We start from the raw sequence: 16,421 nt of genomic DNA, 5'->3' as shown, positions 1-16,421 counted from the left end.
ACGTTCAAGCGAGGAGCGCGCCATGATCTATATCAAGGATCTCAAATCAGGAATCCATATTTACAAGGCGCTAAGCTCCGAGATCCGGATTCAGATCCTGGAGCTCTTGGCGAACAATCAAAGCCTGAACTTGAACGATATCGCCACTAGGCTGAACCTCAGCAACAGCGTCATCACCATGCATATCAAAAAGCTGGAAGAGAGCGGGCTGATCGATATCAATACGGCGGTCGGCAAGCATGGAATCCAGAAGATTTGCTACCTCAACGAGGAGAAGCTGGTCATCGATCTGCGCAGCAAGGAGATCGCCAACCGCTACGAGGTCGAGATTAAAGTCGGTCACTACAGCGACTATTCCGCCTCTCCTACCTGCGGACTCGCAACGAAGGACAGCATTATCGGCGACTTCGACGATCCGCGTTTTTTTGCCGATCCGCTCCGCATCGATTCCGAGATCATCTGGCTGTCCGAAGGGTTCCTCGAGTACAAGATCCCGAATTACCTGAAGGCCAACCAGAGCTTCGAAGAAATCCAATTCTCCATGGAACTGAGCTCCGAGGCGCCCGGCTACAACAACAGCTACCCTTCCGACATCTTCTTCTACATCAACGGCACCGAGATCGGCTCCTGGACGAGCCCGGGCGACTTCGGAGATATCCGCGGAACGTTTAATCCCGATTGGTGGCCGCCCCACTTGAACCAATACGGTACCTTGAAGCTGATCCGCGTGACTCGCGAAGGAAGCTTCATCGACGGCTGCCGGATCTCGAACGTTACGCTCGACGACATTCGTCTCAACTATCAAAGCGAGATTGCGTTTCGTATCGAAGTCGGTGAACGCAGCGTGAACAAGAGAGGCCTGACCATCTTCGGCCGGCATTTCGGCAACTACAGCCAAGACCTCCTCGTTCGGGTACTCTATCAGGTTCAAGAAAGCTGATTCTATTCGAGATCCTTCACGATCGCTTGACCCGTCGTCCTTCCCGTGAAAAGACAGCCTCCCAGGAACGTTCCCTCCAGAGCCCGATAGCCATGCAAGCCTCCGCCGCCGAAGCCCGATGCTTCTCCGGCCGCATAGAGACCCGGCACCGGCGAGCCGCTGTCGCTTAGCACTCTGCCGGACAGGTCCGTCTGCAAGCCTCCCAGCGTCTTGCGGCTGACCAGATGAAGCTTGACCGCGATCAACGGCCCGTTCTTCGGGTCTAGGACGGCATGCGGGGAAGCGGCGCGAATGAGCTTGTCTCCCAGGTATTGCCGAGCTCCGCGCAGTGCGGTAATCTGGAGATCTTTCGCGAACTTGTTGACGATCTCCCGGTCCCGGGCGACCAGCTGTCTCTCGATCTCCTCCAGCTTCAGCAGATTTGCGCCCGTCAGGCGATTCATTCCTTCCACCAGTTCCGGCAGATTGTCCGCGATGACGAAGTCTTCCCCATGATCCATGAACGCCTGAACCGGCCCGGGGGCTCCGGGAAGCACCCGGCTTAGAACCTTGCGAATGCTCTTGCCCGTCAGGTCGGGATTCTGCTCGGAGCCGGATAGAGCGAACTCTTTCTTGATGATTTTCTTCGTTAGGATGAACCACGAGTAATCGTAGCCCGTCTTCTGGATTGCCTCAAGCGTCCCGAGCGTATCGTAGCCCGGGAATACGGGAGCCGGAAACCGCCGTCCCTCGGCATCCAGCCATACGGACGACGGGCCGGGAAGAATGCGGATTCCATGATTCTCCCAGATGGGGTTCCAGTTCTTGAGCCCTTCGGTGTAATGCCACATGCGGTCTCGGTTCACGATCCGTCCGCCAGCCTCCTCCGTAATGCCCAGCATGCGGCCGTCCACATGGGCGGGAACGCCGGCCAGCATATGCTCCGGCGGCGCCCCCAGGCGCGCCGGCCAATTCTGCCGAATCAGTTCCGGGTTGCCGCCGATGCCTCCGCTGGACACGAGTACCGCCTGCGCCCGATACTCGAACGTGCCGACCGCGTCGCGCGAGCTGGGTTCCCCTCTTGCCGCCGAGCTCGGAGCGAGAACGGCCCCGCTGATCCCGACCACTGCGCCGTTCTCGGTCAGAAGACGATCGACCCGATGGCGCGGAAGATAGGTCAACGTTCCCTTTCTCCGATGTTCTTGAACCCTCTGCTCGAATGGCGCTACGATGGCCGGTCCCGTTCCCCACACGATGTGGAAGCGCGGGACCGAATTCCCGTGTCCATCCGCCAGATAGCCCCCCCGCTCCGCCCAGCCGACGACGGGGAAGAAGCGGACGCCCATGCCGCGCAGCCAAGCGCGTTTCTCGCCGGCGGCGAAGTCGACGTAAGCTTCCGCCCAGCGCCGTCCCCAGCTGTCTTCCTCCCTGTCGAAGCCTGCCGAACCGAGCCAATCCTGCCAAGCGAGCTCGCGCGAGTCCTTGATTCGGAGCCTGCGTTGCTCTGGCGAATCGACAAGGAACAAGCCGCCGAAGGACCACCAAGCCTGCCCGCCAAGCGAAGCCTCCGGTTCTTGGTCCACCAGCAGCACCTTCCGCCCCCCGTCCGCGATCTCGGCCGCCGCAACCAGCCCGGCCAGCCCCGCGCCTACCACGATGACATCCTGCTCCACCTCGATCTCCTCCACCTATCGTTAGTCATCCGTCTGACTGAAGCTGCTCTCAGCCATCGGAGTCGAATCCCCTCGAATAAAGCGTTTTCTTTTCTCTATAAAAGATTAAACATCGGGTACGATATTCCTTCCAATCGATATAGATTAGCGATGCGCTAGGGAGAGCGCAACAGGCCGCATGCCAAAACGGGCGCTCTTAGTTAGTCGATTCTCTCGACTATCTCGGCTCGGGGCATGCCCATTTGGACTCCGTTAGTCGATTCTCTCGACTATCTCGGCTCGGGGGAGAGTCTGTAAAATACTTTGTGTAAACTCTCAAACCTACTAAAATGGAATTACTAGAAAGGTTGGGAGCACACATGGGATTATGGTCAAAGGAGCAGCTCAGATCGTTTATCAAGGAGAATAATCTGGTTACCGCTCAGGACGCACAGAATGCCTTGAAGGACTTGTTTGCAGAAACGCTGCAGGAGATGCTTGAGGCCGAGATGGACACCCATCTTGGCTACGAGAAGCATGACATGCAGAACAAGCAGACGAGCAACAGCCGTAACGGGAAAAGCAAGAAGAAGATCATGAGCGAGTACGGCGAGCAGGAGATTGCAGTCCCTAGAGACCGTCTGGGCGAGTTCGATCCAGTCGTTGTTCGGAAGCATCAATCGAACGTAACGGGCATCGAGGACCAGATCATTGCGCTCTACGCTAAAGGCGTTAGCACGCGAGAAATTCAAGATCATCTAAACAACCTGTATGGCATCGATGTCTCGCCGACCATGATCTCGAACGTAACGAACAAGATCGTTCCAATCATCAAAGAGTGGCAGAATCGACCGCTGCAAACCGTCTACGCGGTCGTATTCCTGGACGCCATTCACTTCAAAGTGAAACAAGACGGCGCCATCGTGAATAAAGCCGCCTACATGGTTATTGGCATCGATCTGGATGGTAACAAGGACGTGCTGGGGATGTGGATCGGCGAGAACGAATCGGCAAAGTTCTGGCTCGCTGTTCTCAACGACCTGAAGAACCGCGGCGTTCAGGATATCCTCATCACCTGTGTAGACAACTTGTCCGGCTTCTCTCAAGCGATCGCAGCCTGTTATCCGAAGACCGAGATCCAAAAGTGTATTATCCACCAAATCCGTAACTCGACGCGCTACGTGTCATACAAGGACCTCAAGAAAGTAACGGCGGATCTAAAGCCCATCTACAAGGCTGTTTCAGAAGAGATGGCGCTTGTCGAGCTGGACCGCTTCGAAGAAACGTGGGGAACCAAATACCCGCTTATCGTTCGCTCTTGGCGCACCAATTGGGACGAACTGGCGACGTTCTTCAAGTATCCACCAGAAATCCGTAAGCTCATTTACACGACGAATATGATCGAGAGCTACCACAGGCAGCTTCGCAAGGTGACCAAGGGTAAGAGCATCTTTCCGACGGATGAAGCGCTGCTCAAAATGCTGTATCTAGTCACAATGGACGTCACCCGCAAATGGACAGGCCGAGTCCAAAACTGGGGGCAAATGCTGCTTCAGCTCTCCGTCTTCTTTCCGGAGCGGATCGGTCAGCATTTACCGTGAGGGCCGATCTCCCCCTCGGGGGAGATTCTCTATAAATGAGTTTACACAAAATTATTGACAGACCCTCGGGGGATGCCCATTCGGACTCCGTTAGTCGATTCTTTCGATCATCTCGGCTTTTGGCATGCCTGTTCGGGCTTCGTTAGTCGATTCTCTCGACTATCTCGGCTCGCTGCATGCCTGTTCGGGCTTCGTTAGTCGATTCTTTCGATCATCTCGGCTTTTGGCATGCCTTTTGGCTCCAATAGTCGATTCTTTCGACAATCTCGGCTCGGGGCATGCCGTTGGCTCAGCTGCAGCGAAATTCTGCTAACGCGAAGATAGGTAACTCTTGTCCCACCTGTTGAGCATTTCAATTTGAGTAGTCTGGTTACCTTCTTCCGCACACTGTCACTCTTTCCCTCCAATGTGAGTAATCTTGTTACCTTCCTCCGCACACTGTCACTCTTTACCGCCAAATGTGAGTAGTCTGGTTACCTTCTTCCGCCCACTGTCACTCTTTCCCGCCAATGTGAGTAGTCTGGTTACCTTCTTCCGCCCACTGTCACTCTTTCCCGCCAATGTGAGTAGTCTGGTTACCTTCCTCCGCCCACTGTCACTCTTTCCCGCCAATGTGAGTAGTCTAGTTACCTTCTTCCTCCAACTGTTACTCTTTCCTGCCAATGTGAGTAGTCTGATTGCCTTCTTCCGCCCACTGTCACTCTTTCCCTCCAATGTGAGTAATTTGGTTACCTTCCTCCGCCCACTGTCACTCTTTACCTCCAATGTGAGTAGTCTGGTTACCTTCCTCCGCCCACTGTTACTCTTTCCTGCCAATGTGAGTAGTCTGGTTGCCTTCTTCCGATCACGGCCACTCTTTGCCGCCAATGTGAGTAGTCTAGTTACCTTCTTCCGCTCACTGTCACCCTTTGCCGCCAATATGAGTAGATTGGTTACTCCCTAACCCGATTGCAGCGCATTTCCATCTTGCGAGTAGTCCCGTTACTCTCTCCATTACCTCCGATGGAAGCCAGGCCTGCTAATAGGTTAAACGAAGCGCCGAAATGACGAAGCACGACCAGCCAACAAACAAAGCTTCCGTTATTGCACTCTATTCAATAACTCCCGCCATTCTGCCGCCTCCAAGCCCGAGTTATTGAACTCTATTCAATAACTCCCGCCATTCTGCCGCCCCCAAGCCCGAGTTATTGAACTCTATTCAATAACTCCCGCCATTCTGCCGCCGCCATGCTCTAGTTATTGAACTACATTCAATAACTCCCGCCAAACTGCCGACTCCCAGACCAAGTTATTGAACTCCATTCAATAACTCCCGCCATTCTGCCGTCTCCCAGCCCGAGTTATTGAACTCTATTCAATAACTCCCGCCATTCTGCCGTCTCCCAGCCCGAGTTATTGAACTCTATTCAATAACTCCCACCATTCTGCCGTCTCCCAGCCCGAGTTATTGAACTCTATTTAACAACTCCCGCCAATCTGCCGCCTCCAAGCTCGAGTTATTGAACTCCATTCAATAACTCCGGCCCAGCTCGGCGTCAGCCCAACAAAAAAAAGCCTCACCCAGAGGTCGGCAGACCTACAGGTGAGGCTTAGGTGAGGCTTAATCGAGGAGGAACGCCGGCCGGTACGCTTACCGCCGGACCGTTCCGCCAACATTCTTACAGGTAGGAGCAAACGTAGTCGGTCGTTTGAGTGATCTTCAGCTTGAACTTGGAATCGCCGGGAACCGTGAACTCGCCCGTTCCGGAGATCGCGATCCATTCTTCGCTGCCCGGCAGTTGAACCGTCAGCTCGCCGGCGAGAATCTCCATGAGCTCCGCTTGGCCGGTGCCGAATTCGTATTCGCCCGGAAGCATGATTCCGAGGGTCTTGCGGGTGCCGTCCGCGAACAGCACCGTGCGGCTGGTTACCTTGCCGTCGAAGTAGATGTTGGCTTGCTTAACGACGGATACTTGATCGAATTGTTGCGACATACGCGGTTGCTTCCTCCCCAGGTCGATTTAGATCAGCTTCTTGAATTGCTCGATAACGTTCTCAACGGTAAAGCCGTACTCCTTGATTACGCGGTCGCCAGGAGCGGAAGCGCCGAACGTGTCGATGCCGAGGATCGCGCCCTCGTCGCCGACGAAGCGATCCCAGCCGAACGGATGAGCCATCTCGATCGCCAGACGAGCCTTGACGGACTTCGGCAGAACGCTCTCCTTGTACTCCTTGGATTGCTTGTCGAACAGATCCCAGCTCGGCAGGCTGACAACGCGAACGTGGATGCCTTGCTCGGCGAGAGCCTTCTGCGAAGCGACAGCGAGTTGAACCTCGGAGCCGGTCGCGATCAGGATGCCTTGCGGCGCGCCGTTCGCCGCTTCGGAGATGACGTAGCCGCCCTTCTTGATCGCTTCGCGAGCGTTCTCTTGCGTGCCTGGCAGAACCGGCAGGTTCTGACGGGTCAGCACCAGGGCAACCGGGTTAGAGTTGTTCTCTACCGCATAAGCCCATGCTGCGGAGGTCTCGTTCGCATCTGCCGGACGGATGACCGTCAGGCCCGGAATGACGCGGATCGAAGCCAGCTGCTCGATCGGCTCGTGAGTCGGGCCGTCTTCGCCGACCGCGATGGAGTCGTGAGTCAGGACGTAGACGACCGGCTGCTTCATCAGCGCGGCCAGACGAACGGCCGGACGCAGGTAGTCCGTGAAGACGAAGAACGTGCCGCCGAAGATCTTCACGCCGCCATGCAAGGACGCGCCGTTCATCGCAGCCGCCATTCCGAACTCGCGGATGCCGTAGTAAACGTTGCGGCCTTCGTATTGGCCGGGCTTGAACTGAGGCAGGCCCTTCAGGTGAGTCATCGTCGAGCTTTCCAGGTCGGCGGAGCCGCCCAGCAGGTGAGGCACGTTCTTCGCCAGACCGTTCAGCGCGTTGCCGGAAGCGACGCGAGTGGACAGCGGCTTGTCTTCCGTCGAGTAGGAAGGAAGATCGGCATCCCAGCCGGCCGGAAGCTTCGAGCCGACAGCGTTGTCGAATTGCGTTGCCAGTTCAGGATAAGCCGCTTTGTACTTGGCGAACAGCTCGTCCCAAGCCGCGTTTGCCGCTTCGCCTTGCTTCTTCACTTCCGCGAAGTGAGCGCGAACCTCTTCCGGTACGAAGAAGTCTTCGCCTTCCCATTCGTAGAAGCTCTTCGTCAGCTTCGCTTCTTCTCCGCCGAGCGGGGAGCCGTGAGGACCGGCATGGCCGCCCTTGCCGCCCTTGTTCGGAGAGCCGTAGCCGATGACCGTCTTCACTTCGATCAGGGTCGGCTTGCTCTTCTCGGCTTGCGCTTCCGCGATCGCCTTCGCCAGAGCGTTCAGGTCGTTGCCGTCTTCGACGCGCAGAACTTGCCAGTTGTAGCCTTCGAAGCGCTTAGCTACGTTCTCGGAGAACGACAGGTTCAGCTCGCCGTCCAGCGAGATGTCGTTCGAGTCGTACAGCATGATCAGCTTGCCGAGCTGCAAGTGGCCCGCCATCGAAGCCGCTTCGTTGGAGATCCCTTCGGACAGGTCGCCGTCGCCGCAGATTCCGTACGTATAGTGGTTGATCAGATCGTAGCCTTCGCGATTGTAGGTAGCTCCGAGATGAGCTTCCGCCATCGCCATGCCGACCGCCATGCCGAAGCCTTGTCCGAGCGGTCCCGTCGTTGCGTCGACGCCTGCCGTGTGGCCGAACTCCGGATGTCCCGGGGTCAGGGAGCCCCATTGGCGGAAGTTCTTGATCTCTTCGATCGGAAGATCGTATCCGCTCAGGTGCAGCAGAGCGTACAGCAGCATGGATCCGTGTCCCGCGGACAGAACGAAGCGGTCGCGGTTGATCCAGGACGGATTCGACGGGTTGTGAGTCATCGACTTCGCGAAGAGCTGGTAGCCCATCGGAGCGGCGCCCATCGGCATGCCCGGGTGGCCGGACTTCGCTTTCTCGATGGCGTCGATCGCGAGGGTACGGATCGTCGTTACGGATAATTGTTCAATCGTTTTCGAGCTGGCAGTCATGAATCTTTTCCTCCTCCATACTTTTGCAACGAGGGTTTAAGGAATCCTTTTCCCAAGCTGATCTCTTTAAACAAAAACTTATATGATAAAACATCTCGGCCATGCCGGAGATCCGGCAGGGGATGCCTTATATCGAGCCTTCGGGATCTTGCCTATTGTACCACGACACCCCCGCCTTTGCCATAACTTGTACGGACAAGCGACAGGGGCCCAAGCGACCCCATTAATCGAAGACAACCGTCTTATTGCGGAAAACGACCAATCGATCTTCGACGTGCCAACGAACGGCGCGGGCCAGAACGATCCGTTCGATGTGGCGCCCGATGCGCTTCAGCTCGACCGCGTTGTCGCGATGGCTGACCCGCTGAACGTCCTGCTCGATGATCGGTCCTGCATCCAATTCCTCGGTCACGTAATGAGCGGTCGCTCCGATCAGCTTGACGCCGCGATCGTAAGCACGGTCATAGGGCTTCGCCCCGACGAAAGCGGGAAGGAAGGAATGGTGGATGTTGATGATCCGATTGGGGAATCGCTCGATGAACTTCGGAGTCACGATCTGCATGTACCTGGCGAGCACGATCAGGTCGACCTTGCCTTCCGTCAGCTCCAGCTGCTTGCGCTCCGCTTCCGCCTTCGTCTCCGGCGTAACCGGTATGTAATGGAACGGAATGCCGATCGATTCCACGAACGGACGGCTGTTCTCGTGGTTGCTGATGACCATCGCGATATCGGCGTCGAGATCTCCGGATTGCCATTGCCACAACAGCTCCAAAAGACAGTGATCTTCCTTGGATACGAAGATCGCGATCCTCTTGCGCCGGCTTGCCCGGTAGACGCTCCACCTCATGTCGAAGCGGTCGGCTACCCGGGTGAAGTCCTCCTGCAGCGTCGCCAGCTTGCTCTCCAGATCCTCCAAGTCGAATTCGACCCGCATGAAGAACATGCCGCCTTCCGGGTCGATCGTATATTGGTCCGAAGAAACGATATTGGTTCCTTGGTCGAACAGGAATTGCGATACCGTCGATACGATCCCCGCGCGATCCGGGCAGGAGATCAGCATTCGAGCGCGGTTCGCCTTATCGGCGAAGTCGCGCGCGTTAAAAGATGGATTCGAACTCATTCTTGATCTTCTTCCTCTCAGCTATACCCGTTAGGTCAGATTAAAGCTTGGCGAGCCATTCTTTGCCGGCAAGCGCGACGGTCAGACGCTGGTTCACTTGCTCCTCCGAATACTCTCCGGACAGAATCGAGTTCTCCAAAATCAGATCGTACAGGCGCTCCATCGGCTCGCGCGGGTCGGCTTTCTTCGCCTTGGCGTCGGACTTGAGCAGCTCCCAAGTGTTCAGCACGTACAGGCGGGGTTCGATATTCTCCTTCTCCAGAAGGAAGTGAATGCGTTCGACGTCTTCCAGGAACTCGCCGCCGAATCTCTCTTCCACGTCCCCGCGAAGAAGCGCGATCTCCGCCTCGTACATCGGCCTTTCGTTTTTGCCGATCCATGGGGTCTCGAGAATGAACGGACGTCCCTGCAGCGCATCATGGTGCACGACGCGATGAATGCCTTCGAAGCCGATCCACCCCGAACCGATCGGGGAGTGACGGTCCTTGGCCGCGCCCTGCGGGTTCTTGCTGTCGTTGACGTGAACGACCGCCACGCGGTCCAGCCCGACGATATCGTCGAACTTTCGCAGCACGCCGTCGATATCGTCCACGATCGCATAACCGGCGTCGTGCATGTGGCACGTATCCATGCAGACGGTCAAACGGTGGTTGTCCTGCACCTTCTCGATAATGGAAGCAATCTCCTCGAAGCTGCGGCCGATCTCCGTTCCTTTGCCGGCCATCGTCTCGAGAGCGATATTGACTTCCGTCTCCTTCGTCCCGGAGAGCACCTCGTTCAAGCCTTCGGCGATCCGTTCGATTCCATACTCGGGATCCTTCTCCGTATAAGCGCCGGGGTGCAGCACGATGTTGCGAACGCCGATCTTGTGGGTCCGGTGAATCTCCTCTTGCAGGAAGTTCACGGCCAGATCGAACGTCGATGCCTTATAAGAGCCCAGATTGACAATGTAAGGAGCGTGAACGACGATCTCCCCGATTCCGTTCTGAGCCATCAATTGTTTGCCTTCGTCTATGAAGAGATCCTCGATCGGCTTACGACGGGTATTCTGCGGAGCACCCGTGTAAATCATGAAAGTACTGGATCCGTAAGTTAAAGCTTCTTTGGTTGCCGTCAGCAATCCTTCGCCTGAGAACGACACGTGAGACCCGATTTTAAGCATGGCTGGCTCCTCTCGATAGGCCTCCCGAACGCTTGTCCCGAGATCGCCCGAATAATCCGTCCTTATTGTAACTTGAAGATCGAAATAAATCTAGAAATCAGATATAATTTGAAAATGAGGTGATCTTTGGTGAACGGTACGCCGGATTGGTTTCTCTACATTATAGGTTTCTGGACGATCGTGATGGTCGTCTTCATGTGCATCGGCGGCTTCTTCATGTTCCGCAAATTTCTCAAGGTGCTTCCTAAGCAGGACGGCAAGTCCAAGCTCGATTGGCAGAATTACTGGGTCGAACGCAGTCGCCCGCTCTGGACGGATCATTCCAAGAAGCTGCTGGACAAGCTGGCTTCTCCTGTTCCATCGGCCTTCCGGGACATTGCCAAGCATTCCATCGCGGCGAAAATAGGGCAGTTGGCCGTGGAAAGCGGAGCGCAAGAGGTAACGGAGGCACACTGCATCGAAGGCTACATCTTGGCGACGCCGAAGCGCGATCACAGCTTCCTGATCAGCTTCCTGGAGGAGAACAAGATCGACTATTCTTCCTATCGCCACTTGCTGGGTTAACGGGCTGGCGCTGAAGTTTTCGGCAGTTGACGGCGGGAGCGAACTTCGGCATTCGCCGCGAATTTCGAAACCTTTGGTCCATCTTGCCGTCTAACCTCTTGAGGGAACTCTACATCAGCCTAGATTGACAGATAACTCCTGGAGGTGTTCACCTATGAAAAGACTTGGCAAAAATACCGCTTGGACGGTCGGCGTGCTTTCCATGCTACTTCTGGCCAGCGCTTGCAGCAACGACAACGATTCGAAGAACGCGAGCGCGTCGCCTAGCGCGAGTTCGCCGCCCGCGGCAACGGCCAGCGCGTCGCCTGAAGCGAGCAGCCCGTCCGAACCGAGCCCATCCGCTTCCCCATCCGCCCCTGCTTCTTCCTCTAACGAGCAGAAGAAGCTGGAAGGAACCGGCGTCTATAACGGTCAAGTGGACAATCATTCGATCGAGATCGAATTCAATGGCGAACCGACGGTTTTCCAGATCGGCTCCGACGTCTCGGATCGAATCTCGAATTGGAATGAAGGAATCAAGATCAAATTCGAATATACGGAATCCAATATCGATTCCGGAGGCCAGACGTTCAAGCAATACACGATCGTTACCATCGACAAGCAATAGATAAATGAAGGAGTGCGTGCCCATGCGCCTTATGCTGTGCGGCGGAACAGGTTTTATCGGGAACGCTCTCGCGCGAGAATTGCAGCAACGCGGAGATGAAGTCTGGATTGTCACGCGCCATTTGCCCGCGGCTCCCGTCGCGGGCTTGCATTATGTCACCTGGGAAGAATGGTCCCAGAAGCCTTGGCAGTGGAACGGCATCGACGCGATCGTCTCTCTCGTCGGGGAGAGCGTCGGGAAGAAGTGGACCCCGGAGAGGAAAAGGGAGATCCTTGTCTCCCGCACGCTGACCGCCTTGCGCATCGAAGATATCGTGCGAAGAATGGATCAGCCGCCCAAGGTGCTTATCAACGCCTCGGGAATCTCGATTTACGGCCATTCCTATTCCCCGCTCCTGAAGAGAAAAGGCCGGGCTGCCTCGTCCAGGCTGTCCCGCAAGCGAAGCTTGTTCTCCGGTTTTAAGAAGCCTTCCCGCCAAGAAGAGGAAGAGCAGCCCCTTGAGAGCTCGATCGCCAGCGCTCCCGCGTCGGCGCAGGCTAAGGCGCCGGTTACGGCAGAAAGCGTAGGCATCCGCGGCTTCACTCCTCCCGACGATCTGGAGGGAAGAGAGAGCCAACCGGCTCCGCGGCTGGACCTCGACGAGCGGCCAGCGCCGATCGAACGGGAAGAGCGCGCTTACCGGGCGGAGAATCGGTTTGCCATCGAGGACAATGAGCAGACCGAAGAAGAAGCGGCGGCGACAGGCCGCTCCGATAGGAACGACTCCGTGGACGGAACCGACGAAGATCTTATGGAGCTGCTAGCTAAGCTGCGTTCCTCGTCCGGAACGGAAGAAGAGTTCGAACCGGAAGACGACGAAGCTCCCCTCTCCGGGAACCGGCATTCTTCCGAGACGATGACTCTATTCGACGAATCCTCTCCGGCGAATCCGGAAGATTATCTCGGCCAGGTCGTCGTCGCCTGGGAAGAGGCGGTCGACCGGATCCCGGTGGAGCGGATCGTCAAGCTTCGCATCAGCTTGGTCATGGGACGCGATGGAGGGACGTTCCCGCTGCTGCGGCTGCCTCACAAGCTGTTCGCGGGAGGACGGATCGGCTCCGGGATGCAAGGGTTCCCTTGGATCCATATCGATGACATGGTCGGACTCATTCTGTTCTGTCTCGATCATCCCGGGATTTCCGGCGCCGTGAATGCGGTCGCTCCCGATCCCGTCAACAGCGACGAATTCGGTCGCACGCTGGCGCATGTCGCGAAGAGGCCTTATTGGTTCCATGCCCCAGCCTCGCTCGTCGAGAAAGTGCTCGGCGAACAGTCGGCCTTGCTGCTTACCGGACAGCATGCCTACCCTCGCAAAGCTCTGGAGCACGGATTCGTATTCTCTTATCCTAGGCTGGAAGATGCGCTTAGGGATTTATTGCACCGATAGAATAGTAACAAAGGACGCCGGGATCGATCGGCGTCCTTTGTTTTAGTCGTATGAATAATAGTCCTGCGAATGCACCCTTCTGAATCCGACGGATTCATAGAGGCCGAGAGCGTTATCGTTCATGGCTTCGACCTCCAGGTGTACCGAATGCCCCTCGGAGCTAAGCTCCTCCACAATAAGGCTGAGCGCTCGCCTGCCGATTCGCTGCCCTTGCTTCTCGGGCAGAACGCAGAACCCATAGATCCAGGCTTCGTTCTCTTCCTTGCTGACCCGGATCTTGCCGACGGTCTCCCCGTTCGCCTCGATCATGAAGACCTTGCTGTCGCCTCTCTGATCGATCTCCTTCTCCATGGCAAGAGCGTCCTCTTCTTCCATGCCGAATGCTTCCACGTTCAAGCGCAGCCTAATCCCTTCATCCGCCGCCTCCGCCGGACGAAGGCGAACCCCGCTCGCCTGCTGGAGCGGCTGCTTCTCCCACTTCATCTGGTGCTCGGTGAACGCATAGGCCGCACCCGTCCGACTTAAGAAGGCTCGAGCCGCTTGCGACCCTGCAGGCGCATTCAGCAGAATCTGTTGGAAGCCCAACTGCCTGCTCCGCTCGATTCCCTGTCGAAACAAGCTCGTAAAATGCCCCTTCCTGCGACGGTTCGGCTTCACCATGCCGCACACTTCAACATTAGGAGCAAGATCGTACAACCCCAGGAATCCGATCAACTCTCCGTCCTCATAGAGAAGAAAATCCAGTTGATTGCTTTTCCGCGTTCTCAGCATCTCCCAATTCAGCTTCAGCTGTATATCATCATAAGTTTCGCATTCTTGCTGCAATCGTTGAATGTCTTGCAATTGCTCGTTCGATAACATGGCATCTACCGCCTTCCGCCGCTTGGCAAACTACTAATTGCCATTCTAGCAGGCGCTTGGCCATTGTCAAAACAATTCGCCGGCTTATAAACGATCCAGCTTGGCCCCTTCTTGGAATCGATATAGGGACGAGGCGATCTGCAGACTGTCTCCCTTGGTCAGCGGATACGCTTCATAAGGGGCCATCGGAACCCCGTTCAGCCAGCTGCCATTCCGAGAGCCCAAGTCTTTGGCCCGCCAGCTTTCTTCCTCTTGCAGAAGCTCAAGATGCGCGCGAGAGACGCCCGGCGTCTCATCCACGTGCTGGGCGGCTTCGCTGGATCTGCCGATAACGAGGGATTTGCCCGTCAGCCGGATTCTCTGCCGGCCCCCGTCCTGCTCCCATTCCAGGTAGCAATCCGTTCCCCGATCCAAGAGAGACTCCGGCTCCGCGAGCAGCATCGTGCCCTCATCCGCATGCAGCCAAGCGGTAGCGCGCCCTTCTGCCTCTTCCCGCCCATTCGAGAATGCTAATGGCGCAGGCCCACGAGAAGGAATGGACCCCGCCTGAGCGGCGGCAATAGGAAGGCCGAATCTTCCGTTGCCCGATGACGGTTCCCGATCGGACGTACTCCAGCCTTCTTCGTCTGCCTCCCATGGCCCTCCGCTGCCGCTATTGCTGCTGGTTATCCCTGCCGTCCGCTTCGGCCTTCTGCTCTTCCAGCCATTCCAGAGAAAGACGCAGGCTCCAAGCGCCAGCAGCGTGACCCCTATGGAGAGAATGAACTCTCTTCGGCCGGGATGCGGCAGATAAATAAACCTCCAGGCAATTGCCGTCGCTGCCCCCGCACCGGACAACAACCACGTCCGCCATCGGCCAGGGCTTGCCTTCTCTTTGCCTTCCTCCTCGGATGGATCCCACTCTCCGGGCTCCCGTCCAAGCAAGCCGGATAAGCTCTGAGGCTCCCCTGCGTATCCGCGATCCTGGAACGATTGCTGCGGCTTGGCTTGAGGCTCAATCGGAGGAATAACGGTTTGGTTCTCCGTCTTGAACGACCTCTCATCTGCAGGAAATTCAGGGTAAACCGAACGTTCAGTCCCAGCAGACGGATCTTCTTGGGAGAAGCGGCCTCCGGCCGATTGTCCATTCCCCGCCTCCCTGTTCCGATAGAATGCAGGCGCCTGCCGTAAGTTGAGGCTTGCAACGGAGCTCGCCGCTTCATTCCCGGGAGTCGGATGAGAGCGATGGGACGCCGCGGCAAGGGAAGCAGGCCTCCCATGTCCGGCGGCGAGATGCAGCCCCGAGTCGACTTCCTGCTCCTTCTCGCCCGAATTCGCCAGCAGATGCCTCACCAGTCTTCTTAACTTGGAGGGGGAGAAGTCCATGCTCCCCGCCTGTCTCAGCAGCTTCTGCAGAGTCGGCCCATCCGGCCGCTCGACGTTCATCATCCAACGCACGATCAGCCTCTCCAGTTGAGCCCCGAAGTCCATCGTCCCTGCCTTTCTCGCCACGGGCACATAGGTCAGAGCCAGCTCTCCCCAGCCGCTGCCGACAAAAATAAATTCGTCCTCGAGCGAGAAACGTTCAAGATCCAACATGTATTCGTTCGCTTGCTCCAGCGTATCCGCCATCTGGCCGAGCGCTTCCAGCGCCTCTTCCATCGTCCATCGTTCGACGCGGAACGATTGAGCGAGCATTCGATAACCCGTTAACGTATAACGAAGAGAGACGCTGCCATCGATTTCTTCCGCCTGAACCGGCAGAAGACCGGGAACTCCCTCCTGCCGCGACAGCATCCGGTATTGAAGCCGATCCAATTCGTCCGATTGGACCGGCGGCTCCCCGACAAGCACCATCTGATGCCCCCTTCCTTGTTCGAACCGGGTGCGATAACCTTGCATGCTTTTCCCGCTCCTTCCCCATCACCATTGTCCGTAGAACACGTAAACGAAAGCAGGGGCGACCGCTGCCATAAAAGGGAATGTCGCCTTCATAGCCCCCTTGGTTGTGCTGGCCGTTCTAGCGATGCCGGCGGCAGCTGCCGATACGGCGACGCCAGCGACGGCGTCGGTTGTCCTCTCGGCTTGTCCCTCATCTAGGTTCTCGGAATGGATCTTGCCAATGATTTCTCCTCGTCCCGCCTCTTGCCGCTTAAGCCTTCGGAACAGCAGCAGCCCCAGAGCAATGACGCCGGCCGCCAGAATCGAATGAACGACGAGCTGCAAGGCCAGCTGCGCTCCCGCCCATACGCCGAAAGCAAAGAACCACTTGACGTCCCCTCCCCCAATCCCCCGCAGAACATACATGATCAATAGAGGCGCCATCGCAGCCGCCCCTCCAAGCAAAGCCTGCGTAAGTCCGCTCCAACCGTGGGCGACTCCCTGATAAAGAAAGCCAGCGCTAGCGTAAGCAACCGTCAGCGCGTTAGGAATCAGCCTCCGGCGAAGATCGGTCCAACAAGCAGACCCGGTCAACGAGATCAAGGCAATCATTAGAATGACATCCATAACCGG

The 16,421-nt window shown here is 56.8% G+C and carries 13 protein-coding genes; 5 read left to right on the top strand and 8 right to left on the bottom strand.

Translation table 11 applies throughout. The annotated features are described in order from the left end of the window. The first annotated feature begins 22 nt into the window (after positions 1 to 22). Complete coding sequence (locus ELR57_RS18765; RefSeq protein WP_126960625.1) at positions 23 to 940, top strand: ArsR/SmtB family transcription factor; 918 nt, start codon at positions 23 to 25, stop codon at positions 938 to 940. 2 nt (positions 941 to 942) lie between these two features. Here the strand turns inward: ELR57_RS18765 and ELR57_RS18760 are convergent, their stop codons facing one another. Then, positions 943 to 2,592, bottom strand: coding sequence for an FAD-binding dehydrogenase (locus tag ELR57_RS18760; protein WP_126960811.1), 1,650 nt, complete (start codon positions 2,590 to 2,592; stop codon positions 943 to 945). A gap of 359 nt (positions 2,593 to 2,951) precedes the next feature. Between ELR57_RS18760 and ELR57_RS18755 the strand changes: the two genes are divergently transcribed. Further along, a complete protein-coding gene (locus ELR57_RS18755; protein WP_126960624.1) occupies positions 2,952 to 4,172 on the top strand; it encodes an IS256 family transposase in 1,221 nt (406 codons plus the stop codon). Positions 4,173 to 5,830: 1,658 nt separating this feature from the next. On the opposite strand, the gene ppnP is transcribed toward ELR57_RS18755, so the two are convergent. The 4 genes from ppnP to ELR57_RS18735 form a co-directional block, all read right to left on the bottom strand. Beyond that, positions 5,831 to 6,145 (bottom strand): pyrimidine/purine nucleoside phosphorylase, encoded by a 315-nt coding sequence (ppnP, locus tag ELR57_RS18750; RefSeq protein WP_126960623.1) that lies wholly within the window; start codon positions 6,143 to 6,145, stop codon positions 5,831 to 5,833. A gap of 27 nt (positions 6,146 to 6,172) precedes the next feature. Continuing rightward, positions 6,173 to 8,188, bottom strand: coding sequence for a transketolase (tkt, locus tag ELR57_RS18745; protein ID WP_126960622.1), 2,016 nt, complete (start codon positions 8,186 to 8,188; stop codon positions 6,173 to 6,175). Positions 8,189 to 8,411: 223 nt separating this feature from the next. After that, entirely contained in the window at positions 8,412 to 9,308 is an 897-nt protein-coding gene (gene purU / locus ELR57_RS18740; protein ID WP_126960621.1) for a formyltetrahydrofolate deformylase, read from the bottom strand. Positions 9,309 to 9,348: 40 nt separating this feature from the next. Continuing rightward, on the bottom strand, positions 9,349 to 10,470 hold the full coding sequence (locus ELR57_RS18735) for a deoxyribonuclease IV (protein WP_126960620.1): 1,122 nt from the start codon (positions 10,468 to 10,470) through the stop codon (positions 9,349 to 9,351). Between the two features lie 129 nt (positions 10,471 to 10,599). Here ELR57_RS18735 and ELR57_RS18730 point away from each other — a divergent pair, with 129 nt between their 5' ends. From ELR57_RS18730 to ELR57_RS18720, 3 genes are all read left to right on the top strand, one after another. Further along, positions 10,600 to 11,034, top strand: coding sequence for a DUF2621 domain-containing protein (locus tag ELR57_RS18730; RefSeq protein ID WP_126960619.1), 435 nt, complete (start codon positions 10,600 to 10,602; stop codon positions 11,032 to 11,034). Between the two features lie 154 nt (positions 11,035 to 11,188). Further along, on the top strand, positions 11,189 to 11,641 hold the full coding sequence (locus ELR57_RS18725) for a hypothetical protein (RefSeq protein ID WP_126960618.1): 453 nt from the start codon (positions 11,189 to 11,191) through the stop codon (positions 11,639 to 11,641). 22 nt (positions 11,642 to 11,663) lie between these two features. Continuing rightward, positions 11,664 to 13,067, top strand: a complete 1,404-nt coding sequence (locus ELR57_RS18720; RefSeq protein WP_158630070.1) for an epimerase — start codon at positions 11,664 to 11,666, stop codon at positions 13,065 to 13,067. Positions 13,068 to 13,109: 42 nt separating this feature from the next. On the opposite strand, the gene ELR57_RS18715 is transcribed toward ELR57_RS18720, so the two are convergent. The 3 genes from ELR57_RS18715 to ELR57_RS18705 all read right to left on the bottom strand — a co-directional run bounded on the left by ELR57_RS18715 (position 13,110) and on the right by ELR57_RS18705 (position 16,415). Next, entirely contained in the window at positions 13,110 to 13,928 is an 819-nt protein-coding gene (locus ELR57_RS18715; protein ID WP_126960616.1) for a GNAT family N-acetyltransferase, read from the bottom strand. An 84-nt stretch (positions 13,929 to 14,012) separates the two neighbouring features. Then, entirely contained in the window at positions 14,013 to 15,809 is a 1,797-nt protein-coding gene (locus ELR57_RS18710; protein ID WP_126960615.1) for a DUF6382 domain-containing protein, read from the bottom strand. 21 nt (positions 15,810 to 15,830) lie between these two features. Then, on the bottom strand, positions 15,831 to 16,415 hold the full coding sequence (locus ELR57_RS18705) for an A24 family peptidase (protein WP_126960614.1): 585 nt from the start codon (positions 16,413 to 16,415) through the stop codon (positions 15,831 to 15,833). Positions 16,416 to 16,421: the final 6 nt, after the last annotated feature.

The organism is Cohnella sp. AR92 (assembly GCF_003990975.1).
Lineage (GTDB): Bacteria > Bacillota > Bacilli > Paenibacillales > Paenibacillaceae > Cohnella.
Note: the sequence above shows the minus strand (reverse complement) of the source record. Positions and strands in the feature narration are given on the sequence as shown.